The organism is Paenibacillus sp. 10L310 (genome assembly GCF_056395745.1).
Genome location: NZ_JBFTKC010000016.1, coordinates 86,021 through 108,653 on the forward strand (window position 1 = coordinate 86,021; position 22,633 = coordinate 108,653).

The 22,633-nt window shown below is 46.1% G+C and carries 15 protein-coding genes and 1 riboswitch; of the genes, 7 read left to right on the plus strand and 8 right to left on the minus strand.

Annotated features, from left to right (window positions below; genetic code table 11):
• The first annotated feature begins 23 nt into the window (after window positions 1-23).
• The gene (locus tag AC1DE7_RS25220) at window positions 24-851 is read left to right on the plus strand and encodes an AraC family ligand binding domain-containing protein (protein WP_477535420.1); all 828 of its coding nucleotides are present in this window, start codon (window positions 24-26) and stop codon (window positions 849-851) included.
• 79 nt (window positions 852-930) lie between these two features.
• Window positions 931-1,123, plus strand: a riboswitch (cobalamin riboswitch).
• 719 nt (window positions 1,124-1,842) lie between these two features.
• On the opposite strand, the gene AC1DE7_RS25225 is transcribed toward AC1DE7_RS25220, so the two are convergent.
• From AC1DE7_RS25225 to udk, 4 genes are all read right to left on the minus strand, one after another.
• The gene (locus AC1DE7_RS25225) at window positions 1,843-5,181 is read right to left on the minus strand and encodes a DUF5704 domain-containing protein (RefSeq protein WP_477535421.1); all 3,339 of its coding nucleotides are present in this window, start codon (window positions 5,179-5,181) and stop codon (window positions 1,843-1,845) included.
• A gap of 38 nt (window positions 5,182-5,219) precedes the next feature.
• A complete protein-coding gene (locus AC1DE7_RS25230; protein WP_477535422.1) occupies window positions 5,220-6,497 on the minus strand; it encodes an S-layer homology domain-containing protein in 1,278 nt (425 codons plus the stop codon).
• A gap of 332 nt (window positions 6,498-6,829) precedes the next feature.
• Entirely contained in the window at window positions 6,830-7,159 is a 330-nt protein-coding gene (gene csaA, locus AC1DE7_RS25235; RefSeq protein WP_076320076.1) for a chaperone CsaA, read from the minus strand.
• 110 nt (window positions 7,160-7,269) lie between these two features.
• Window positions 7,270-7,902, minus strand: coding sequence for a uridine kinase (udk, locus tag AC1DE7_RS25240; protein WP_036616377.1), 633 nt, complete (start codon window positions 7,900-7,902; stop codon window positions 7,270-7,272).
• 312 nt (window positions 7,903-8,214) lie between these two features.
• Here udk and AC1DE7_RS25245 point away from each other — a divergent pair, with 312 nt between their 5' ends.
• The 4 genes from AC1DE7_RS25245 (at window position 8,215) to AC1DE7_RS25260 (ending at window position 13,618) form a co-directional block, all read left to right on the plus strand.
• Window positions 8,215-9,060 carry a PRD domain-containing protein gene (locus AC1DE7_RS25245; RefSeq protein ID WP_339285081.1) on the plus strand — a complete coding sequence of 282 codons (846 nt, stop codon included), beginning with the start codon at window positions 8,215-8,217 and terminating at the stop codon, window positions 9,058-9,060.
• A 126-nt stretch (window positions 9,061-9,186) separates the two neighbouring features.
• Complete coding sequence (locus AC1DE7_RS25250) at window positions 9,187-11,115, plus strand: beta-glucoside-specific PTS transporter subunit IIABC (RefSeq protein WP_477535423.1); 1,929 nt, start codon at window positions 9,187-9,189, stop codon at window positions 11,113-11,115.
• A 79-nt stretch (window positions 11,116-11,194) separates the two neighbouring features.
• Window positions 11,195-12,652, plus strand: a complete 1,458-nt coding sequence (locus tag AC1DE7_RS25255; protein ID WP_477535424.1) for a glycoside hydrolase family 1 protein — start codon at window positions 11,195-11,197, stop codon at window positions 12,650-12,652.
• A 6-nt stretch (window positions 12,653-12,658) separates the two neighbouring features.
• Window positions 12,659-13,618: a 2-keto-3-deoxygluconate permease gene (locus AC1DE7_RS25260; RefSeq protein WP_477535425.1), complete on the plus strand. Its 960-nt coding sequence runs from the start codon at window positions 12,659-12,661 to the stop codon at window positions 13,616-13,618.
• 104 nt (window positions 13,619-13,722) lie between these two features.
• Here the strand turns inward: AC1DE7_RS25260 and AC1DE7_RS25265 are convergent, their stop codons facing one another.
• Entirely contained in the window at window positions 13,723-14,406 is a 684-nt protein-coding gene (locus AC1DE7_RS25265) for a type 1 glutamine amidotransferase domain-containing protein (protein ID WP_477535426.1), read from the minus strand.
• A 383-nt stretch (window positions 14,407-14,789) separates the two neighbouring features.
• Between AC1DE7_RS25265 and AC1DE7_RS25270 the strand changes: the two genes are divergently transcribed.
• The gene (locus AC1DE7_RS25270) at window positions 14,790-15,254 is read left to right on the plus strand and encodes a hypothetical protein (protein WP_477535427.1); all 465 of its coding nucleotides are present in this window, start codon (window positions 14,790-14,792) and stop codon (window positions 15,252-15,254) included.
• A gap of 111 nt (window positions 15,255-15,365) precedes the next feature.
• Here AC1DE7_RS25270 and AC1DE7_RS25275 read toward each other — a convergent pair whose 3' ends face one another.
• Together AC1DE7_RS25275 and AC1DE7_RS25280 are read right to left on the minus strand one after the other, a co-directional pair.
• Complete coding sequence (locus AC1DE7_RS25275) at window positions 15,366-18,386, minus strand: DEAD/DEAH box helicase (protein WP_477535433.1); 3,021 nt, start codon at window positions 18,384-18,386, stop codon at window positions 15,366-15,368.
• Window positions 18,387-18,391: 5 nt separating this feature from the next.
• Window positions 18,392-20,167, minus strand: coding sequence for an SWIM zinc finger family protein (locus tag AC1DE7_RS25280; protein ID WP_477535428.1), 1,776 nt, complete (start codon window positions 20,165-20,167; stop codon window positions 18,392-18,394).
• Window positions 20,168-20,450: 283 nt separating this feature from the next.
• On the opposite strand from AC1DE7_RS25280, the gene AC1DE7_RS25285 reads away from it, so the two are divergent.
• Window positions 20,451-21,269, plus strand: a complete 819-nt coding sequence (locus AC1DE7_RS25285; protein ID WP_315371280.1) for an endonuclease/exonuclease/phosphatase family protein — start codon at window positions 20,451-20,453, stop codon at window positions 21,267-21,269.
• A gap of 162 nt (window positions 21,270-21,431) precedes the next feature.
• Here the strand turns inward: AC1DE7_RS25285 and AC1DE7_RS25290 are convergent, their stop codons facing one another.
• A complete protein-coding gene (locus tag AC1DE7_RS25290) occupies window positions 21,432-22,259 on the minus strand; it encodes a methyl-accepting chemotaxis protein (RefSeq protein WP_017691152.1) in 828 nt (275 codons plus the stop codon).
• Window positions 22,260-22,633 lie beyond the last annotated feature (374 nt).

A 22,633-nucleotide genomic window follows, 5' to 3' on the forward strand; every position in this document is an offset into this window, starting at 1 on the left:
GAAGTCAGGATGGAGGGCGAAAAATGAGTCGCATTGAGATGAATGTGGTTCCCGCAGGCTGGACACAGATGGAGTTGCTGTTGTTGTTTTTCGGGTGGGAGGCCTGTGATCCTGCGCATTATTGGGGACCCGGTGTACGTGATTCTTACATTGTGCATTACATCCATGAAGGACAGGGTACCGTGTACATGGGGGATCAGGAATACAAGCTTAGCGAGGGACAGGGTTTTGTCATTCTCCCGGACACACTCATTCATTATGAGGCAGATCCGAAGGAGCCCTGGACGTATTCGTGGTTTGGATTCAAGGGTGTACAAGCCAAAGCATTCATGCAACGTGCCCAATTGAGCCCGGAGCGTCCGATATATGATGCCCAGGATACAAATACGATGGAACAGTTGTATACGGAGATGGTCCAGGCTTCCACGCGTCCGGGAGGCGATGTGATGAATCAAAGTCTCTTGTACCGCTTGGTGGCAGAATTAATCTCTTCTTCGCCTGTGAAGGAAGAAATAGGGCATCTCCTTTCGAACAAAGAGACGTATATCAGGCAGGCGGTGCAGTTTATGGAGAACAGGTACAGTCAGCGAACCTCCATTCTGGATATTGCCCAAGCTGTAGGGCTGGATCGCACGTATCTGTCGGGATTGTTCAAAGAGCGATATGGCATGTCGCTACAGTCCTTTTTTCTGGAGTACCGTATGAATCGGGCTGCCGAACTTCTTCAGAATCCAGGGCTGTCGGTCAGTGAAGTGGCCCATTCTGTCGGCTATACGGACCCATTACTTTTTTCCAAGATGTTCAAGCGAGTGACGGGTGTGTCTCCAAAGGGTTCGAGAAATCCAGATTAGACGCATCTAGTGTTTCAAATTTAAAAGAAAAGTTTTGATCATTAAACGTCGTCCCCCGCTATACTGATACAGAAGTGTAATTGAATATGTGGAACTTGGTGCTTTGCCCGTCAGGGTGGAAGCTTAATAGGAAAGTCCGGTGTGATACCGGAGCGGTCCCGCCACTGTAACAGAGGAGTCAAGTAGCGATAATCCACTGGTTTAAGCCGGGAAGGAGCTGCAAGTGACGATGATTCTGGAGCTAGGAGACCTGCCAGGTTTAAGAAACACAGTAGTACCCTACGGGAGATAGGAAGGTGTTTAGAGAGCATGATTTTTTCTGAAAATCTGTTTATTTAAGGCGTCCTCATCCAGTAACACGGAGATGGACGCTTTTTTTGATAGAATTTATAAGTTTTCAGCGGAGCTGTGGATGAAGAACATCATGACACATACATAAAGTTCTGGGGAAGGACGTTAGAGCACTTGAGCAGATATATCGTTAAACGATTATTACAACTCGTAGTCGTATTGTTTGGCATCACGTTCCTGACGTTCCTGCTAACCTACCTGTCTCCTGGAGAAAGTCTGTCAGGATAATACTAATGTGCGGGTTTTCTTTATAGTCTAAGTAAGGTTATAAAAAGAGAATGATGCATGAAGGGTTACCCCAGAAGTCCATAGGTGACTTTCAGGATAACCCTTTTGTTGTATAACAGGCATGTTGTGTGTAGTTGGGATGTGACACTGGAATCACTTGTGAATGCTTTATCGTATGTGGTTCAGTACACCTATGTCATTAAGCACACCATAGTTTTGCGCAGGCTGTATAGTACTCAGTCTGGAACTTCATGGCTATTTCATCATATATTTATTGATTGCTTCATTGGGTGATTATCGGTATACAGATATTCAGTCTTATTTTGGAGAGGTACTCCGCATACAGACTCTTCGGTCCACATGCAGTTGGCTACATATGCTTAGCCAGTCGTGCTGACATGAGAGATTCAAACTAGTGCGGTACTTGGGATTGGAAGTCATTCCGGCTAGACTGATCAGCATGGTAAAAGACAATATCGCCATCCTTCAGCGGCCAGGTTCTACCTTGACTGTCTGTTGGCTTTTTGTTGAAACCTTCCATCTGCCATTGATTCATCAGTGGTGCATGAATGTATTGCAGATGGGGCGCCTCTGTATTTCCATTCCGCAGGCTCTCCATGTTGAAGTTGACTACGATAAAACCATTCTTTAGAAAAACATTCGATTTCTCATCCAGTTGATTTTGTCGAGCAAGAGGTTCGAGATCTGTACCTTTTGGTACGGCATATACATCGGCAGGTAAGCTGTACTCCCCGTACCAGCGCTGGATTGATGCATTGGCCCGGTCCACGTTGACCCCGGAAGGAATCTCCGATTTGGGCCCGATGAGTGTCCGAATCGGAGCGGACAGGATCATCCAGTCATAACGACCTACCCATGTTTTTTCATGAGATGTCTGATCGACTAGGCGAACCATATGTTCTGCCAACGTACGCTGGCTGCGTTCTTCCGCTGTCAGTTCATAAGTATACTGATAACGTGCTGTATCACCTAACTCTGTGCCGGGTACATTTCGAAGCCGTGAGTTCAGCACAACAAAGCGTTTCTCCATATCCTGTGCCGATCCGATACGGATCAGGCGTTCCTGGCCTCGATGGTAGTACAGATCCACTTCTTGTCGGGAGGACCCGTCTTTACTCACAAAAGCAAAAGTGGGTGTAATTCGAATACCATCCTGTTTGCCAAACATATTGCCCTTGGTCTTCAGATCAAACTTGAAATGGTATCCTGTCTTCACAGTCGCGTTACCGAATCCCTGCACTGGATGGCTTCCTGGTCGAATAGGCAATACAAATGGAGCCAGGTTACCTCGTGGATCACCATCAATGCTATTCATCCCAGTCCAGTAGCTATAGCCCGTTGGGTCGGGGCTACCCAATCGCTTGCGAAATACATTTTCCCAGTTGTAATCGGAGATATCAGTGACGTGAAAATCATATAACCTTCCGATGATATCTACCGGTATGGTATCTGCTGCAACATGATGTGCCAGATTGGTATTGGCATCCTGTTGCTCAGTAAAGTTTGCAGGTGCATTCTCTGCAATATTGCGGAATACAATATGGTATTTGCCTTCGTCTACCCATACAGGGAGATAGAATGTGGTGTCCAGTTGATTGACCGGAATATCCACCCATGTCTTAGCAGGGATAAACTGGCTCCGATCTGCGTTATAGACATCAAACGGGAATTGCACCTGTTTGATTCGAAAATATTTGGCATAGTCCCGATTTCCATAACCGGGATAACTCGCTGCGTCCAAGTGCTGTCCCGATGTGGGAATTCGCACAATGAACGGGCGTTCCAGAATGAGTGCAGCGCTGGTTGGGTCCGGTACGGTTTTCTGATTATGCGGCTGATCATCCGATACCCAGGCGTAGTTGACGACAGGGGTGTGTACCGTGACCGTGTTGATGCCGTTAATCGGTAATATTTTATTGGCACCCCCATTCACGTTACCCGGTAGCAAATCATAATAGATCTCACCAGAGCTTGTGGTGTTTGCTTTATTCAGCAGGGAATTGCTGATCATGTTACCCGGTTTGTACAGCACATCACGCCCAATCGTTGTTGGATTAGGAATATTGGATGGCGCTGGGGCATCTTTGGTTGCTTCCACATCATTCATAATGGTTGTGTTGTTGAATTTCACTAGATCATTATTCACTTTACTTTGAGGTGTGTTGGACTCAGCCATCCCTTTTAACCGTGATGTATCATCTGGCACACTGGGAGGTTGGTTCAAACCACCTGTTAATTTGGGTGGGGTATATGAAATTGAAGTGGTTTGCCCTGGTCGTACATGGCTTTCTACGGATTCATCATTTTTAGACTCCAGTGTTGGTGGTGTGTATCCTGTTGGATTCATCGTAACGGTCTCACCGGGCAAAGCGTAATTATTCATGGTTGCTTTAGCGATCTTGTATACTTCCAGATTGCTAATTTTCCAGTAGGAGTAGTCTCTTGTGATCTGGAAGTTGTATGGCTGGGGTACCGTGTCGTTCGCGGGTACAGGTGGCCCTGGTGTACAACCATCATCATCACATTCATCTGGTCCAGGTACTGTCCACTCTCTGTCGTACGAGATTGTGAAATTACAGTTGTATGTAACTTTACCGCTCATTTTCGCCCAAGCTTGTTTAAACAGATAATTGTCAGCAAAGGCATTTGTGTAGAGTGACTCGGAAGTAGGGATTCCTCTTAACACATTGAATGTCTCATTATCTCTGTTATCTGACTTGATAACACCGTTGGTATTTGGATCGAGATCATTCATGCTCATGATGGTCCCAGCAGAAGGTGGTCCAATCGTTGGTGTGCAACCTCCACCGCCTCCGTTACCGTCGCCTTCGCCAGTACCTGGGCTCTCTTCAACACCAATGTTTGTAGTGGTAGTTAGCTCAAAATCATCCTTTTCCCACAATACGGTAATGGTTGTGGTTCCTCTGCTGACTGCTTGAACTACTCCGGAGTTACTAACGGTAGCAACACCAGGATTGGATGATTCCCATGTCGTTGTACCACCGCTACCGGTGTTTACATTGGTCTCCGCTCCAAAGTTTCCATCTCCAGTTTTCGTCTTGACCATAGCATTAAGTTGTTTGGACTGGTTCAAGCTAATTTGTCCACCAGCGGTTAGGTTGATCTCTTTGGTTATTTCAGCTACAGCACCCCAGTATAAATCTGTGTTGAATTGATAGTCAGCATTCCATTTGGATGGGGAATATTCTTCCGTTTTGATAGGTGAAATAGCACCACCAATTTGAGTGGTGAATTTTGTGTTACGACCTGTAAAAGATTCAACAGAAACTAAAATGGGCAACCCAGGCTCATAGTAAGCTGTATTATCCATGTAGTGAGGTTCGTTAGATTTATCAGCTATTTCCGCAGAAGAATGTGATTCACCTACTTTATCAAAGTACTCAGTCGGAATATAAACATCTTTATTCAAATCAAGATCGACACAGATTGTTGAAGATACCGGAAGATTTTTGGTAGGGTCGTTTTCTAGCTCGATGTTATTGCAATGGCCATCAACCTTCCATTTTAGATTATCAATTTGGTAAATATATACACCTATATTGGTTTTCTTTTTCCCTTCAACAGGGATAACCTTTTTTTGTGACTTCGCAGGTGTAGAAGGCTCCATATGGAATGTGTTTAATTCAGGTTTAATTCCAGGCCCTCCACCTGCAGAGACTTGAGTTACTGATGATACAAGTACTACGAGTGATAACACGAACAACATCATTTTTTTAATAGCTTTTTTCCTCGTCAAATTTAATCCCTCTAATCTGTGGCTATTACGCTGTAAGCGGGTCCTTCTTTGGTCACAAGACTCACAGCAGAAATCAGCTCTTTATCAAAATGTAGAAGTCCTCTGCTCCAGTAGACTGGATTATTAACAGCGAATACACCTCTAGTTTTTGTGAAATCATTAATTACAGGCCCAGCATATGCTGCAAAGGCTTTTGAATTTGGAGAGTTCATGGGATTAATCGTTGCCGAATTAAGTAAACTTCCGGCTTGAAGTGTATTCATAGTAGTACTTTTCACGCTCAATTCAAGCTCTGCAAAAGAATAATAAGCTCCTCTTACGAGGGTGTATCCTTCATCTACAAAAACAGGGTAAAAAATACTTCTTTCCGCATCCTTCGCATAGGTATTAACAATAATCCAATTTTTTATCTTGAGATCAGCATATTTAGTATCTGTAATAATATTTTTATTGCGAACTTTCGAGAAGTCGTCTGTAACCTCACTGTAGTCCATGTTGGGTGAAAATTTTTTCTCTGGTGTTTTCTGATACTTAGGCGCAATAATATTCAAATTCGTCCCCGTCAAGCCCACCGCCCGCAGCTCATTCAGACCCTGAAAATCGGCAGGTTTTGCCTTGGCAACTGTTGCATAACGGGCAATCAACACAGCAACTTCCGCCCGAGTGGTGGTACGATCAACGCCAAATGTTTTATCGTTTGCTACACTCATCAGCCCTGTTCCCAGGGAAACGGCTACTGCATTTTTTTGAGCGCTTGCGAGTTTACCTGTGAAATATTCCTTTGCGGGCACAACGGTGTTCGTCACATCAGAGAGTGCTTGTTTGTAATCAGGATCAACCACGGTTAGCCCTTGCGTCAGCCAAGTAGCCATTTCGCCTCGTTGAAGAGCGCCTTGTGCATCCAATTTTCCCTTGTAATTAGAAGGGTTGATAAAACCTTTTGCGATAGCAATTGAGACACCACTCTTTGCCCACTCGGGTATGTCCGTGAAATTGTTTTGTTCTTGTGTTGATGCATTAGGCTGGTCGGATAGACGCCCCAGGATACTTGCCATTTCAGCTTTGGTGACAGGTGAGCTTGGTTTAAATGTTCCGTCAGCATACCCTTTGAAATACCCTTGTTCCACGGCTGAATTAATCGCTGAAGATGCCCAGTGTGTAGCTGGAACGTCCTTGAATGTAGTTGTAGTTTGTGCGGCTTCTACAGAACTCCCAACGCCTCCAAAACCTACGATACCCCCTGTTAATAAAGCTAGTGCCGTTACGCCGGAAATCATCATTTTTCTCATGAATTTTACTCCTCTCAATTGTGAATTTTTCTCCTTGATATGTACTTTTCAGGCTACTAGATACTAAATTTGTAATAATAATCAATATTCTACCATGTATAACTAGGCTATTGGTATGATTTATCAACAAAACTCCTCCTCTCCACTCAACCCTTACTACTTCTCCAGACCTACTTTTCCTCAAAAAACACAAAAAAAGGCCACGAATCCGCAGATTCATAGCCTTATGCTTTAAGGTTTCCAACATATGTAGTTCCATCAATAATCAATAAATCAAGAATACTCGATTTCCAAACATTTGAAAAGCCCTATTCTTCTTACTCAAAATAAAGTCAGGCTATCGGTGTTCCATTAGGTAATGGACTATCCGGTGTGAGCAAGACAACATCGCCTTCACCAGGCACGCCGCCTAGCACAAGTACTTCAGAGACAAAACCGGCAATCCGCCGGGGTGGGAAATTAACTACAGCAATGACCTGTTTGCCGATCATCATGTCAGGCGTGTAGCGTTGGGTAATCTGAGCACTGGAACGTTTCAGGCCAAGTGGTCCGAAGTCGATCGTCATTTTAATAGCGGGAATGCGAGCTTTTGGAAATGGTTCGGCTTCCACCACGGTACCAACCCGGATGTCATGCTGCATGAACTCTTCAAAAGTAGCCATAGGGGGAGATCTCCTTTCAATTATGGGGATTATTATAAATGAAAAATCAACAAAAAATCCAGATTACGCTGTATCGTAATCTGGATTTCAGTTGTGTTGCTTGCAGTAAATTAAGCGCCGTTCCAATTTTCCCCGGTGAGATATTTCTCGGTGAGGATGGATAACATCTGAATACCTACTTCATTATGTCCGCCTTCTGGAATAATGATATCGGCATACTTTTTGGATGGCTCGATAAAAGCATCATGCATTGGTTTTACCGTTTCAAGATATTGTTTGTACACGGATTGGATCGTGCGTCCGCGTTCCTCAATATCCCGCAGCACTCTACGCAAAATCCGCACATCGGAATCAGTATCAACAAATACTTTGATGTCCATTAGACTGCGAAGGTGTTCGTCAATCAGCACATGCAATCCTTCTACAATGACAATATGGTTCGGTGCCAGTTCAACCGTCTCATTGGCAGCACGGTTATCTATGGTGAAGTCATATACGGGGGCATACGCCGCTTGGCCTTTTTTCAACAGGGTGAGATGCTCAATCAACAGATCATTATCGAATGCAAACGGGTGATCGTAATTGGTGAGTCGGCGTTGCTCAGGTGTGAGTTGCGACTGGTCTTTGTAATAATTGTCTTGGGATATAAACGTAACTTTAGCAGATCCCAGACGGTCTATGACGGAGCGAGCTACCGTCGTTTTACCGGAGCCGGTTCCTCCGGCGATACCAATAATGAGCATGGTTGTTCCATAAGCCTCCCTAAAATGGCAGCATAATCATGAATAAAGAGCACTGATCCACAATCGATTCAGCACCTTTACCCACATGTCTGTCTGTGAATACACAATTCCTTCATTGTACCACAGCGCTTTGTTTTTTTCATCTGCTTTGCAGAGCCATGTTTCCCTAAGATTGGATGATTGACTTTCTCGAAAACAGCATTATAATAAACTTATATTCATAACACGGACTGTTACTGGGGAAACCAGGCATGACCGAATTCGATTGCTTTACTGTAATCGCTTTCGGTCTTTTTTTATTTTTGTTGGGGGGTGAGAACATTGAAGGTTATCAAGAAAGTAAACAATAACGTAGCCATCGCTATTAATGAACATAACGAAGAGGTTTTTGTCGTAGGCAAGGGTGTAGGATTTCTGAAAACGCCTTACGAGCTGACGGAGACGGACTTGGTGGAAAAAATATTTGTAGCACCAAAAAATATCCGTATGTATGATCTGCTGAACAGTATTCCGATTGAGGATATTTATCTCGCGGAGGAAGTCATCAAGCTGGGCAGTCAGATCCTGAATAAAACATTTAACCCGAATCTGCTTCTCACCCTGTCCGACCATATCAGTTTTGCATTAACCCGAACCAGAGAAGGTATCCGTATCAAAAACCCGCTGGAATGGGAAGTGCGGACACTCTATCCGGACGAGACCCGGGTGGGGGAGGCTGCGCTGAAGCTGATTCAGGAAAAAATGGATATCGCTCTGCCAGCAGCCGAAACAACATTGATTGCTCTGCATTTTGTTAATGCACAGGTTGGATCGGGAGAGATGACGGATACCACCAAGGTGACTACAGTTACGGGAGAGATCCTGTCCGTGATCAAATATGCCCTCAAAATTGACTTTCAGGAGGATTCCATCCATTTCATGCGCTTTGCCACACATATCCGGTATTTCATTCTGAGGCAGATGAGCGGTAAGTCCCTCAAGGATGAGAATGAATCGCTGTTCCTGATGGTGAAGGAGAAGTTTCCGAAAGAACTGGCTTGTGTGGAGAAGATTGCTGATTTCCTGAAAAATAATTACGGCTGGACCTGTTCGGATGATGAAAAATTATATCTGATTCTGCATATCCAACGATTGATCTCAAATGAACCAACGGAATGAACTAACCGAATAATCCATATTGGACTGTTACTGATTCGATCAGGCATGACCAAGCGTAGGGAATGACGATTCCCCGGCTTGGTCATTTTTTATATATCCAATTTATTCATGTAGAGGAGAAGGGTCATGAACAACAAAGACTTGGCTAAAAACGTACTTGATCTCGTTGGCGGCGAGCAAAATATATCGGGTCTGACACACTGTGCAACCCGTTTGAGATTCGTTTTGAAGGATGATAACAAAGCAGACCTCAAGGCGCTGGATCAGCTCGAAGGCGTGCTCAAGGCACAAAATTCCGGTGGACAGGTCCAGGTTGTTATCGGTGCCAAAGTAGACGCGGTATATAGTGAAGTGAAGAATCTAACTTCTGACAAGATTGGAGAGCTTACGGAGTCTACAGATAGTGGACCGAAAAAGAGACGTAACCCCGTCAACGTAGTGCTTGAAACCATCGCAGGTATATTCACGCCTGTTCTGCCAGCACTTGTTGGTTGTGGGATGATCAAATGTTTGGCTACCGTTATAACTGCCATGGGTTACCTGGAAGGCTCCGGTTTCCTGACGATCATTAACATGATCGGGGACTGCATTTTCTACTTCATGCCATTCTTCCTGGCTGTCAGTGCAGCAAACCGTTTCAAAACCAATCCCTATTTGGCGGTAGCTCTTGCTGCGGGACTAATGCATCCAACCATTTTGAACGCTGCGGCTCAGATTGCTGAGACGGGTGTAAACAGTATTGATTTTCTCGGCATGCCGATTCTGTTGATGAAATATTCTTCTTCCGTCATTCCAATCATTTTGGCGGTATGGATTATGAGTTATGTGTATCCGATCGTCAATCGAGTGATTCCCAAGTTTCTACAGGTCCTGCTTACCCCAATGATTGTTTTGTTCATTATGATTCCAGTGGAACTGATCGTGCTTGGCCCAGTAGGTTCATATATCGGTGACTGGTTGACGAATGGCATTAACTCATTGTTCTCCACTGCAGGTGTTCTTGCTGGTGCGATTCTTGGATTTTTCAAACCGATCATGGTTATGTTCGGTATGCACTATGCCATCATGCCGATTCAGGTTCAACAAGTGGCTACACTGGGCGCAACCGTGTTGTTACCAACGGCACTAGCGGCGAATTTGGCTCAGGCTGGAGCGGCCTTCGGTGTATTTGTCCTAACGAAGAGTAAAACGATGAAATCAGCGGCTGCTTCGAGTGGATTCACCGCTTTATTCGGGATTACCGAGCCGGCGATCTATGGTGTAACGCTGAAATACAAACGTCCGTTTTTCGCAGGTTGTCTGGCAGGAGGATTAGTTGGTGGATTCTACAGCTTGGTGCATACAACAGCGAATGCAATTTCACTTCCAGGTGTATTGGCAATTGGCACGTATTCATCGGATCGTTACATGTATGTCGTTATTGGTTGTGTTGCCGCAGTTGTACTCGGGTTTGTGTTCACGCTGTTGGCGGGCATCAAGGAAGATACAGATGGAAATAAATCGAAGCAACAAGCTACGAATAAAGTAAATAGCAATCAGACAGCCGCTGTCACAGAGGCAACTACAGCGTCCGTATCATCACTGACATCCACGTCTTCTGACATGCTTATCGTTAGTCCAATGACAGGGGAGATCAAACCGATCTCTGAAGTGGAGGATCAAGCGTTTGCCCAAGAATTGATGGGTAAAGGCATTGCAATCGTTCCGACAGATGGCAAGGTATATGCTCCATTTGACGGGGTAGTCGAAGCGCTTTATCGCACCAAACATGCTATCGGATTGAAGGCTGCGAATGGTGTCGAGATCCTGATTCATATCGGAGTGGATACCGTCAGTCTGAAAGGGAAATATTTTAACGCCCATATCGAACAGGGACAGACAATCACGGCTGGGGATTTATTGGTTGATTTTGATCCGGAGGGCATTACGTCAGCAGGTTATAACACCATTACATCGATTGTGGTAACCAACATGCAACAGTATGGAGATGTGCTGACTACAGCGACCAGCGGCCCGATCCGGGAGAGTGAACCTTTGATCAAGCTGATTCCGTAAGAACTGCTCATCTTTTCATTAAGCTACAAGTTACAAGCTAGATGGTCTTAATAACACGTAATAACAGGAGGAAACTAAAATGACGAATTCCAATTTTCCAAAAGATTTTTTATGGGGCGGTGCACTGTCTGCCTGTCAGGCCGAGGGAGCTTATAATGTGGACGGCAAGAGTCTGACCATCCCTGAAGTTATGAAATTTAACGAGAAGAACGACCGCAAAGTGACCAAGCAGATCAGAGTGAATTGGGAGATGATTGAAGAGGCCAGGAATGACCAGGATACAGTTAAATATCCCAAGCGCCGGGGAATTGATTTTTATCATTCTTTCCGTGAGGATATCGCCTTGTTTGCTGAGATGGGCTTCAAAGTATTCCGTTATTCGATTTCATGGGCCAGAGTATTCCCGGGTGGCGACGATGCTACTCCGAATGAAAAGGCATTAGAGTTCTATGATCAGGTTATTGATGAATGTCTTAAACACGGTATGGAGCCCTTGATCACCATCAGTCACTTTGATACGCCAATTGTACTGATGGACAAGTTCGGAGGATGGTATAACCGCAAGCTGATCGATCTGTATGTGAACTATTGTGATGTGCTGTTCAATCGCTACAAGGGCAAAGTGAAATATTGGGTGACATTCAACGAGATCAACATGAGCGTGAAAGCATCGGCCAAAACGCTGGGAATCATTGATTATGATGCTCCAAATTATGAGGAAATGTTGTTCCAGGGGTTGCATCATCAATTTGTAGCTGCATCCAGAGCAACCAAGATGGCTCATGAGATTGATCCGAATAACCAGATCGGAAGTATGGTGGCTTATTTTACAACGTATCCTTACACTTGCAAGCCGGAGGACGCACTCCAGATGCAACAGGATGATCAGATGAAAAATCAGTTCTATCTCGATGTGCTTAATAAAGGCGAGTATCCTTACTTTAGTAAAATGTATTTCAAAAACAAGGAGATCCAGCTGAATATCGAGGACGGCGATCTGGATAGCATTCGCGCACACACGGCTGACTTTGTGGGGATGTCGTATTACAACTCGATGATTTCCAGCAGTGATACGGAGCAGCTCGAACTAACGGCAGGTAATGTACACAGTGTATATAAAAACCCGCATCTGCCCGCCAACGAGTGGGGTTGGCAGATTGATCCGATTGGCCTGCGGTATACGCTTAATCTCGTCTATGATCGGTATCAAAAACCTGTCTTCATTCTGGAGAATAGCTCAGGTTTCTACGATAAACTGAATGAAGATGGAACGATCAACGATCCTTACCGGATTGATTTCCTGAGCAAACATATCGAACAGATGGGACTCGCCATTGCGGATGGGGTCGAGGTGTTGGGATACACGATGTGGGGACCAATCGACATGATCAGTTCAGGGACCTCCGAGATGAGCAAACGGTACGGATTTATCTACGTCGATCAGGACGACTATGGCAATGGTACGCTGAAAAGATATCGTAAGGATTCCTTCTTCTGGTATCAGAATGTGATCCGTACCAACGGAGCAGAACTGTAACGCACCATGAACATTTTGGGTCGTATCAAAAAAATACCCGGCGGCTTGCTGATTGTTCCTATGCTGGCCGCTGCGGTCATCAACACGGTGTTTCCATCGTTTTTTCAGATCGGAGATCCAACAACAGCGCTGTTCACATCGAAAGGTACCATGGTGCTGATCGGTATGATTTTACTGATATCAGGAACACAGCTTAACTTGTCACAGCTTCTGGTGACCTTGAAGAGAGCAGGGGTGCTCTGTATTTCACGTATCCTCATCAGCTGCCTGTTCGGCTGGGCGTTTGTGCACTTTTTTGGCATAAGTGGGGTCGGGGGAGTTTCTGCGGTAGCCTTCATTGCCGTTCTGACCAGTTGTAATCCAGGATTATATCTGGCCTTGATGAACACATATGGAGATGATGTGGATCGGGCTGCGTTTGGCATTCTGAATCTGATCGCCGTACCGGTTATTCCGGTCATGATATTGAATTCGGCAAGCGGTGTCGGTATCGATTATCTTAGTGTACTTGCTACGCTAGTACCTTTCTTGATCGGGATACTGCTTGGTAACCTGGATAGCAACATACAGAAGATGTTTGCTCCGGGAACACTGATTCTGCTGCCTTTCCTGGGTACAAGCTTTGGGTCCAATATTGATCTGCGTATTGCATTTCAGTCCAGTCTGTCTGGCTTGCTGGTCACCGTGTTATTTTTGCTGATCTGCATGTTGCCGCTCATTGGAATCGATCGCACGATATTAAGACAGCCCGGTTACGCAGCGGCTGCGACATGTTCGGTTGCTGGATTGTCCATGGTCGTGCCATCGATGGCGGCAGAATTCAATCCGGCTTATGCGCCTTATGTTGACACAGCTATCGCTCAGATTGCGTTTGCTGTGGTCCTGACGTCGGTGACCGTGCCTTATATCGTGAAGCGTTTGGCTGGAGGAAAAGCAACGGAAGCCTCTGCTTCGACAAATCACTAGAAAAAAACAGCGCGTGTTCTGTCAGATTATGACGGATCACGTGCTGTTTTGCTTTGTACATCTATATGATCTCCTGGGGGAGGAGAGGGATCGATCGGTTTATTTTACAGACCCAGCAGTTGTTTAACACTTTCAGCTACAGCTTTGCTGGATTGCGGATTCTGTCCTGTGACCACGCGGCCATCTGTTGTGACATAGGAACTGAAGGCAGCAGCTTTATCATATTGTGCAGCGCGTTCTCTCAATGCATCTTCCAACAGGAAAGGAACATACTCGGTTTGTTGAGCCAATGTTTCTTCTTCATTCGTGAAGCCGGAAACGGTTTTGTCGTTGATCAAAAGCAGGCCGTTGGACAGCTTCACATTCAACAGTGCTGTAACCCCGTGGCACACGCCGGATACAACGCCACCTTTTTCATAGATATCACGAGAAAGCTCTTGAAGTTCGTCATTGTCCGGGAAATCCCACATTGTACCGTGACCTCCTGTGAAGTAGATTGCATCGTAGTCACTCGCGTTTACTTCGCTAGGTTTCAACGTATTTTTCAATTGGTTCATGAACATTTCGTTCTCAAAATAGGCTTTGGTGCTCTCATCCAGAGAGTCGCCCAGACTTTTCGGATCAAGAGGTACGTTCCCGCCTTTAGGGCTAACCAGATCGATCTGAACATTGTCATTATGGTCAAACTCTTCAATAAAATGAGTTGCTTCGCTCAGCCACAAGCCAGTAGGCTCGTCCTTTGTTGCGTACTTATCTACATTTGTTAGAACAACCAGTATCTTTTTCATATTAAAACCTCCCGTAAAATATATAACATAAATTTATAATAAATATCACAAAATTAAATTGTGTAAAATATATTATTGAATATAACATAACCATTTTCTAAAGTAAAATCATGAGCATATCGTCGATCTCCAATGTGACTTTCAAGCGTAGGAGTATAGAACAATCTAGTCGTAGTAAATATGCCTGTAAGAATGCACTTTTACTTATTATGCCCTGCTTAATTTACTCAAATTGTAAGCGGAGGTAGGCGTGTGTAAGGGGAAACGAAATTAATTCAAATTTGAAGTTAATTTGATTGTACAACTAGTTCTTTTGATTTAGAATGGCGGAAGATGCCAACAAAAAACTGGTACAAATTACATATATACTTGGAGGAACATTCATGAAACGTTCAGGCAAATTTTTCGCTTCAACAGTGGTTGCTGCTGTTGCTGCAGTATCCATCGTCTCTTCAGCTTCAGCGAGCACAGTTTCAGTCTCCAATATCTCTGGCGTAACACCTATCAACATTAGCGGTATGGATATCGAAACGGCTTTGATGATGGTTCAGAGCGAACGCGCCAAATTGCTGGATGCGCAATTGCAAACGCAAATCCAGGAAGTACAGAACCGTAATCAACAGATCGCGGAGTTGAACTCTCAATTGCAGGTAGCCCAGCAAAACGGGGATGAAGCAGCTGTTCAAAAGCTGAAAGGTCAAATTGATGCTGCAAGCAACTCGCAACAGATGGACATGCTTCGTCTGCAGTCCATGTCCAACAAGCGCAATGAAGCGTTTGATGTCATGACAAACTTTGTCAAAAAAATGCAGGATTCAAGATCATCCATCATCGGTAACATGCGTTAAGAACGGATAATTAACTGCAACAACACAAAAAAAGCGAAGCCGGAATTTACTTTCCGAAACTTCGCTCTTTTTGTATTTCTCTTTTTTATGATATATCTAATCTAATCCAAGTTAGCCCGACCAGTCACGACGCCGAGTGAACAGATCCTGCAACTCATCCGTCGACAATTCGGTAATCCAGTTCTCGGAGCTTGTGATGATGTTATCGCTGAGCTGTTGTTTGCTCTCCAACATCTCGTCGATCCGCTCCTCCAATGTGCCAAGAGAGATGAACTTATGCACCTGAACGTCTTTGGTCTGACCCATCCGATAAGCTCTGTCGGTAGCTTGATTCTCAACAGCAGGGTTCCACCAGCGGTCAAAATGGAAGACATGATTGGCTGCGGTCAGATTCAACCCCACACCGCCTGCCTTGATGGACAGAATGAAGACGGACGGTTGCTTGTCCTCAGGTAATGTACGGGATTGGAATTCCTCAATCATACGATCTCGCGCCGTTTTGGACGTGCCCCCGTGCAGATATAGCACAGGCTCCTGCAACTCCTGACGCAGTACCTGTTGCAGCATCTGTCCCATACCGATGTATTGGGTGAAAATCAGGCATCGCTCGCCCTCGTCCCTTAATTCGCGGACAAGCTCCATCAGTCGTTCCAGCTTCGCGGAGCGACTAATCAGCATCGCCATATCTTGCGGACTGTACACGTCATAAGCAGATGTTAATGCGCCGTCTTCAGGCAGTTCCTCAGGCAAAGCCTCTTTGGTCAACAGCAGAGGGTGGTCACACAGCTGCTTGAGCTGGGTTAACGCCGATAGAATGGCACCTTTGCGCTTGATGCCTTCCAGCTCTTTCATTTTATCCATCAGGGCCTGTACGGACTGGTCATACAATGCACTTTGTTCGCCCGTAAGGTGAATATAGGTTTTCATCTCGTTTTTGTCCGGCAGATCAAGCTGGATATTGGGATCTTTTTTCTTACGGCGTAGCATGAATGGTTTCACCAATTGCTGCAGATCCTGCATACGCTGCTCATCTTTATCTTTTTCAATGGCACTGATGAAGCGAGTCTGGAATGCCCGGGCGTTGCCCAGATATCCTGGATTGATAAAGTCATAGATCGACCACAGCTCGGACAACCTATTCTCAATCGGCGTACCTGTCATGGCAATGCGGTGTTTCGCAGGGAAGCTGCGGACAGCCAAGGACTGTTTGGTCTGAGCATTCTTGATATTCTGTGCTTCATCGAGACAGATGCATGACCACGTATAGGTTTGTAACATCTCCTGATCCAGTGTAGCCGTAGCAAAGGACGTGATAATAATATCCACCTGCTCGGTCTGATCCCGGAATTCTTCTCCACTTAATCGGCGTGCGCCATAATGCAGACTGACATTAATGGAGGGTGCGAAGCGGCTAATTTCCTTTTGCCAGTTGCCCAGTACGGAGGTTGGGCAGATCAGAAGAACCGGGGCTTGTCCCGGCTTACGTGGTTCATGATCCTTGATGTGTAACAGATACGTGATGAACTGAATGGTTTTCCCGAGACCCATATCATCGGCAAGACATGCCCCAAGTCCGAATCTGCGCAGGAAACCAAGCCATGCAAAACCTTCCTTCTGATACGATCGCAGCTCGGCATGAAGCCCTGTCGGAATGGGCAGGGAAGGTGCGCCGCCTTGTCCGCCCCCGAGTTGTGCAATAACCCGGTTCAGGTGCTCATTCAGTTCTACTTCCAGCCGAATGTTCTGATCATCCTGTGGTTGCTGCTCTTCCTCGGTTTGTTGTCCTTCCTTCCATTTCTGGTTGCGATATTCCCGTTGCTCATTGTGTAGCAGATGCAGGTGCAGAATATCCTGGAATGAGAGTCCCTGTTCCCGATCTACACCGCCCATGGCACGACGTATCTGTTCCAGCAGATCGGGGTCGAGAGGAACCCATTCTCCACGGAAGCGAACCAGTCGTTCATTACGGGCAACAAGGTCGGCGAACTCATCTTCGCTGAGATCGGTGTCACCAATCGCAATTCGCCAGTCAAAATGAATAATCGAGTCCAGTCCAAAGAACGACTGTCCCCGTTCACTGCCTTCCTCCGGCTGCACCTTAGCACGCAGCTTTGGTTTCTTCTTACGGGCTGCTTCCCACCAACCAGGTAGCAGAACTTGCCAGCCCGCTGCGAGTAACCGCCCGCTATCCTGCGTCAGGAACTGCCAGGCTTCCTGATCTCCCAAAGGATCACTCAGCACATCCCGCCTGCCGCTAATGGAGCTTCCAAGACGCGGCAGATGTGCACGCAGCTGATCCAGCCATCCGGCGGAGCGATCCAGAATGAACGGTGTCCATACCTCTGGCCATTCACCTTCAAGTCTGCCCCGTGAATCCAGCATGACGGGCACCAATACAGCGGCATCCAGCTTGTTCTGCAACACCAATCGCAGCCGCCAAGATGGCTCATCCTCGTCCGGCTCCTGCAATTGCAGCATGGGTCTGAATGGTGCGGCATCTGCTTTCCAGCCAATGGATACGAGCCAGGACTGAGCATCCATCCCGGCTGTCTTGGGTAGAGTGCCGCGCTCTGGGAACAACTGCGGGAATTCACGCCGTAGATCCGTTGCAGCTTCTTCCGAACTGTACCAGCGCTGGAATACAAAGGCGGAATAGGCCGCCCCAAGTCCTTCGGCATAACTCTCGTCCGTTTGCTGAATCGCTTTGGTAAGCGATGCCCGATCCTGCTTTTTCAAGCTATCCGGGTCCCAGGTCCACTGAAGCTGTCCTGCACGGTATGCCTCGAAGCTAGGTACGTATTTTCGTTTCTCTATGGAGGATGCCAGTGCTGGAGCTAGTCGAATCAGATGTTCCGCTTGCTCGTCCCACTTCCATTCAATATGAAGCAGCGTATGCATCTCGGCAAAAAAGGGAATCACTTCTTCCGCAGGCAGAACAACCAGCTCAATCTCCTCAATCTGCCGAACTTCCAGTTCGGTCCCGTAGAAGGAAGGCGCATGCCAAGCGAACAATCGCTGCTTAAGCGACTGTCCCGGTACAAAGTGGTGTGTGTTGAGTGCTCCGTAAAACAAAGCATCGCCATAGCCGGTTAAAGCGACATGAACCTCAATCGTTTCAGTGTAAGGATGAATTAAGCTCATGAGATCAGTTTACCTTTCCGAAGCTCTTCCTGCAGGGCGCGCAGCCGACTGTTACGAACGGCGAGTGTGGTGATGAATTGCTCCCAGTGCGCTTCTTGCTTCATTTTTTTATAGATTTTGGACAGACGTTTCAACAGCTTCACCGCTGCTTTGTATCCGTCCCTGTTTTTGTTTCCGATATAACGCTCCACTGCCTGATGATAGAAGGGAAGCAGCAGCTCAGGTGCATCTTTTTCGATTGGTTGCAGCATCGCTACGCGGAATTCGAGAGGTTCCGTTCCCGTACTCAGCTGAAAATCAATCCATCTGCGCCACTGTCCACGCGAATGCATAGCATCCTCGTAAGCGGGGCGGGAGTGGGGAAGCATACTGACAAGCGTGTCCCACATACGGTTCTCTGCATCGGGCAGATGTTGAATGGCCGTATCCCATAGATGCATGTAATCATTCAAAGGTGTATTACGCCGATTCGCCAGAAGGGGGCCAAGTTGTACCAACCAATCCCCAAGTCGCTTCCATTCAGCCGAATCTGCGAGTACATGGAGAAAATGCAACAGTTGTTCTGGCGGGAAGCCGTAGGCCGAGCTTCCATGGATGAGTCGCTGCCATGCCTGATCATCTTGCCCCAGATGGAAGTGCATCCAGCTCTGCGCGAGTATGAGTGGTAAAGGCAGTGTTACGGCTTTGCCTGGTCTATCACTACTACTTCCATTATTTTGAGCGCTACCCAAGACACTCCCACCTGACTGGGAAGGTGACGAAGCGGCGGTTATATTGCGTTCTATATCATCTAAGATGGCCTGTTCCGACACTAACATGTCCCGTGACCCTTGCAGCTCAGGTACGATCCAGTTCAACCACAGTTGTCGATAGATCGGAGTGAAGAACATCATGCTGGCTGTCTCAGGCATCATCTGTTTACGTAAATAAGCTGAGGTTTCAGACAGTCTGTTCCAAAGTTGTTCAAGCTTGTTTCCCTTTAGACCTGACAGGTCTAGTGGATGGTTAAAGATCCGTTCAATGTCTTTCTGAAGTGCATCCACCGCGAGCTGGGCAGGGTAGCTCAAGTACACGGGGGTATGAGTGATTGAATTACGAGCCGGCGGCACGCAGAATCGGATGAGGTGCAGCTGCACATGTAGTTCAAAAAGTTGGTCCATTGCAGCGGACAGCCTTGGTTTAATGGCATACAGCTCGTCCGTTGCTTCCTGTACGTAGGATGTGCTTGCTGTGCCAGTACCCAGCCGTCTCAGACAGGAGTGGAATAGTTCGTGCCATTCCGAGATTTCGAGATCAGCAAGCTCTGTTGCACGTTCCTTGATCTGGCTGTATTGGTTGTCCGGAATGTCCATATCCTGTTGTTCATCGGCATCTGCATAGCTGGATATTCCTGCGGACATGGTCCCGACGGGTTTGGTCGTTTGTTTGAGTGCAGTACTGGAGTGCGCATTCACAATCGCATGCACAGGTCGCTCCAGTTGCTCGGCATAACTCATTAATACAGCCGTCATATGTTTGCATACGGAACTCACCGGGCAGGTACAATGACTTGTAGTCAGGGATTGCATGCTTAGTGTGACCTCGTACTCTTCCGATCCTTGTACAACGGCCGAGATCCCTTGTTGTTCGGAATAGGTTAATGGTCCGACACGTTTCTGTTTATAATATTGGAATCCGCGCATGATCGTCAGGTTATTAAAATGCTCTGCAACCTGCCTGATCAACTGTTGCCACTGCGCATCATCCATCCTCATGTTATTCGGTATGTTCATCATTCCATCTCCTGGGGTAAACATAGGTTCAGTAATCACCACGTCTATGACGTGATGTTGTAAATTTGTTGTATCCATCATATCAGTTATGAGCCAATCCGTGCATGGGTTATGAAGAATTTGAAGTTATTTTAGACCAACTGGAATCAGGATGAACACGTCGGTTCTGCTGGCGGACGGAATGCATGATTGCACCATATTGTGTATGCTTATGGTATGTATTCCTTTCAGGAACGATGCAGGCCGGGGAAACGGCCATATTACACACAACAGGAGAGAGCATATGAAAATACTTACGTTAAACACACACGCTTGGGCGGAAGAGGATCAACTGAACAAGATCAGTCAGCTGGCTGATTTTATTAATACACATCAATTCGATGTGATCTCCATGCAGGAGGTCAACCAATCGATGCAGGAAGTCGCGCTTTCTGAAGAAGAACTGAAGATGTATTATGCTACTGAATCCGATGCTGTGATTAAAAAAGACAACTATGCCTACGTCCTGCTTCAGCAGCTGACAGAACAATATTACTGGACGTGGATTCCCGCGCATGTCGGGTTCCAAAAATACGATGAAGGACTGGCGATCCTTAGCCGGACGCCGATTAAGCAGGCTTTTGGGGAATACGTGTCCCACATGCGAGATTATAACAACTATCGTACACGCAAGATTGTGGGAATTCAGACAGTCGTCCAAGGTGAAGCAACCTGGTTTGTGAACGGACATTATAACTGGTGGGATGATGCGCAGGAACCTTTCAAGGGACAGTGGGAGTTGACGGAGAGCAAGCTTGCCCCCTACATGGACCAGCCGTTATATATAATGGGTGATTTCAATAATGTCGCGGAAGTGCGTGGTGAAGGCTATGATTATATGATGAACAAAGGCTGGAATGACCTGTACACCACAGCATTGCAAAAGGATGAAGGAGCAACCGTGGTGAAGGCCATTGCCGGCTGGGCAGATAACAAACGCGATCTTCGGATTGACTATATTTTCTCCAATCGTCCGATTCAGGCTAAATCTTCTACCGTGGTCTTGAACGGTAAAAACGGACCGGTAGTGTCTGACCATTTTGGCGTCGCTGTAGAGATATAACAGCCGTGTGAGCATAAACCGTAAAGGTGATATCACCGCAAGTACGAAACAAAGCCTCCGCTGACTTCCTGTAAAGGGAAGTCAGCGGAGGCTTTTCACATTCTAAATCATTTGTTATGTACATTTCATATCGTTTGTTCTTTCTGTTGTGGAACTCTATTGTTATTCGAGCGCCAGCATCTGATGTACGAACTTTTTCAGATTCGCGCTTGTCTCACTAAGCTGTTCGATACTTTCCATGAACTCGGTAACAAGCTTGGCCTGATCCACTGTTGCGGTTGTAATCTGACCGATCTCCTGCTCCATATGTTTCATGGAATCTTGCACGCTGCCTAGGGACGATTCGATATCAGCTGCTGCTTGTTTCGTATGATCCGACAGTTTACGTACTTCACTGGCCACCACACCGAATCCGGCCCCCTGATCGCCCACACGGGCTGCCTCTATCATGGCGTTTAGTCCAAGCAGATTGGTTTGTTCCGATACTTCACGAATGACGTTTGTTACTTTACTTACACTGACCGAGTTCTCTGAAGCTTTTTTGGAATTGCGCAGAATCTCTTCCGAGGTCGCAGAGAGTTCTTCGGAATGTGCAGCAATCTGCTGAATGCCGCCGACGAGCGCATTAATGGTTGTTTCGTTTTCACGGATCAGCGTTTCCAGTGTCATGTGACTATCCAGTGCGTAGTTCACACCCAATATACCCACGACCTGATCGTTCTCTTTAATAGGGATTAGAATGGCATCAAAAGGTCTGCCTTGCAGATCACCAGGCATGCGTGCCACGGTACGGGAATCTCTGTTAGTCAGCATTTTGAAATGTTTATAATCATCATGCAGCTCATCCCCAACCTTCACGCCAATCTCCAGACTTTTTGCTTCGGAAAAATACAATACTTTCTCATGATCATTAATGGATATGGATATGTCGTCACGGAACATTTGGCTAACAAAAGGCATAGCATTTACCAGAGATTCAAGAGTATTCAATGTGCATCTTTCCTTCCCGATACAAAAAGTGGAATTTTTCAATCTATATAAGTTGAACTAAAGATATATTCACACGTACACTCCGATGACAGAATAACCTTCCAATCGCTGTTATCCCCAGATTTTTTTGATTCCCTTTTCTCAAGGGAAAAATCCGGTGATAGCGTATGCTTACGATGCAGCTTTCTTTCAGAAATCTCTTAGGCGAACGCTTCGCTTTTTCAGTTTGTTTCTGTCCTCTACGTTTCTGTGTAAATGATTAGTTCAACATATATAGTTTCTATATCGGTAACATTTTCCGTTTTTTGAATTAATGTCCCAATGAAGGTGTAATTGGCGAAGGAAAAACCAAATCTTCTGATTTTTTGTAAGCG

Bases quoted from the DNA above. Each gene is read 5' to 3' on its own strand.
- AC1DE7_RS25220 (WP_477535420.1), top strand. From the start codon at position 24: ATGAGTCGCATTGAGATGAATGTGGTTCCCGCAGGCTGGACACAGATG.
- AC1DE7_RS25225 (WP_477535421.1), bottom strand. From the start codon at position 5,181: ATGATGTTGTTCGTGTTATCACTCGTAGTACTTGTATCATCAGTAACT.
- AC1DE7_RS25230 (WP_477535422.1), bottom strand. From the start codon at position 6,497: ATGAGAAAAATGATGATTTCCGGCGTAACGGCACTAGCTTTATTAACA.
- csaA (WP_076320076.1), bottom strand. From the start codon at position 7,159: ATGGCTACTTTTGAAGAGTTCATGCAGCATGACATCCGGGTTGGTACC.
- udk (WP_036616377.1), bottom strand. From the start codon at position 7,902: ATGCTCATTATTGGTATCGCCGGAGGAACCGGCTCCGGTAAAACGACG.
- AC1DE7_RS25250 (WP_477535423.1), top strand. From the start codon at position 9,187: ATGAACAACAAAGACTTGGCTAAAAACGTACTTGATCTCGTTGGCGGC.
- AC1DE7_RS25255 (WP_477535424.1), top strand. From the start codon at position 11,195: ATGACGAATTCCAATTTTCCAAAAGATTTTTTATGGGGCGGTGCACTG.
- AC1DE7_RS25260 (WP_477535425.1), top strand. From the start codon at position 12,659: ATGAACATTTTGGGTCGTATCAAAAAAATACCCGGCGGCTTGCTGATT.
- AC1DE7_RS25265 (WP_477535426.1), bottom strand. From the start codon at position 14,406: ATGAAAAAGATACTGGTTGTTCTAACAAATGTAGATAAGTACGCAACA.
- AC1DE7_RS25270 (WP_477535427.1), top strand. From the start codon at position 14,790: ATGAAACGTTCAGGCAAATTTTTCGCTTCAACAGTGGTTGCTGCTGTT.
- AC1DE7_RS25280 (WP_477535428.1), bottom strand. From the start codon at position 20,167: ATGAACATACCGAATAACATGAGGATGGATGATGCGCAGTGGCAACAG.
- AC1DE7_RS25285 (WP_315371280.1), top strand. From the start codon at position 20,451: ATGAAAATACTTACGTTAAACACACACGCTTGGGCGGAAGAGGATCAA.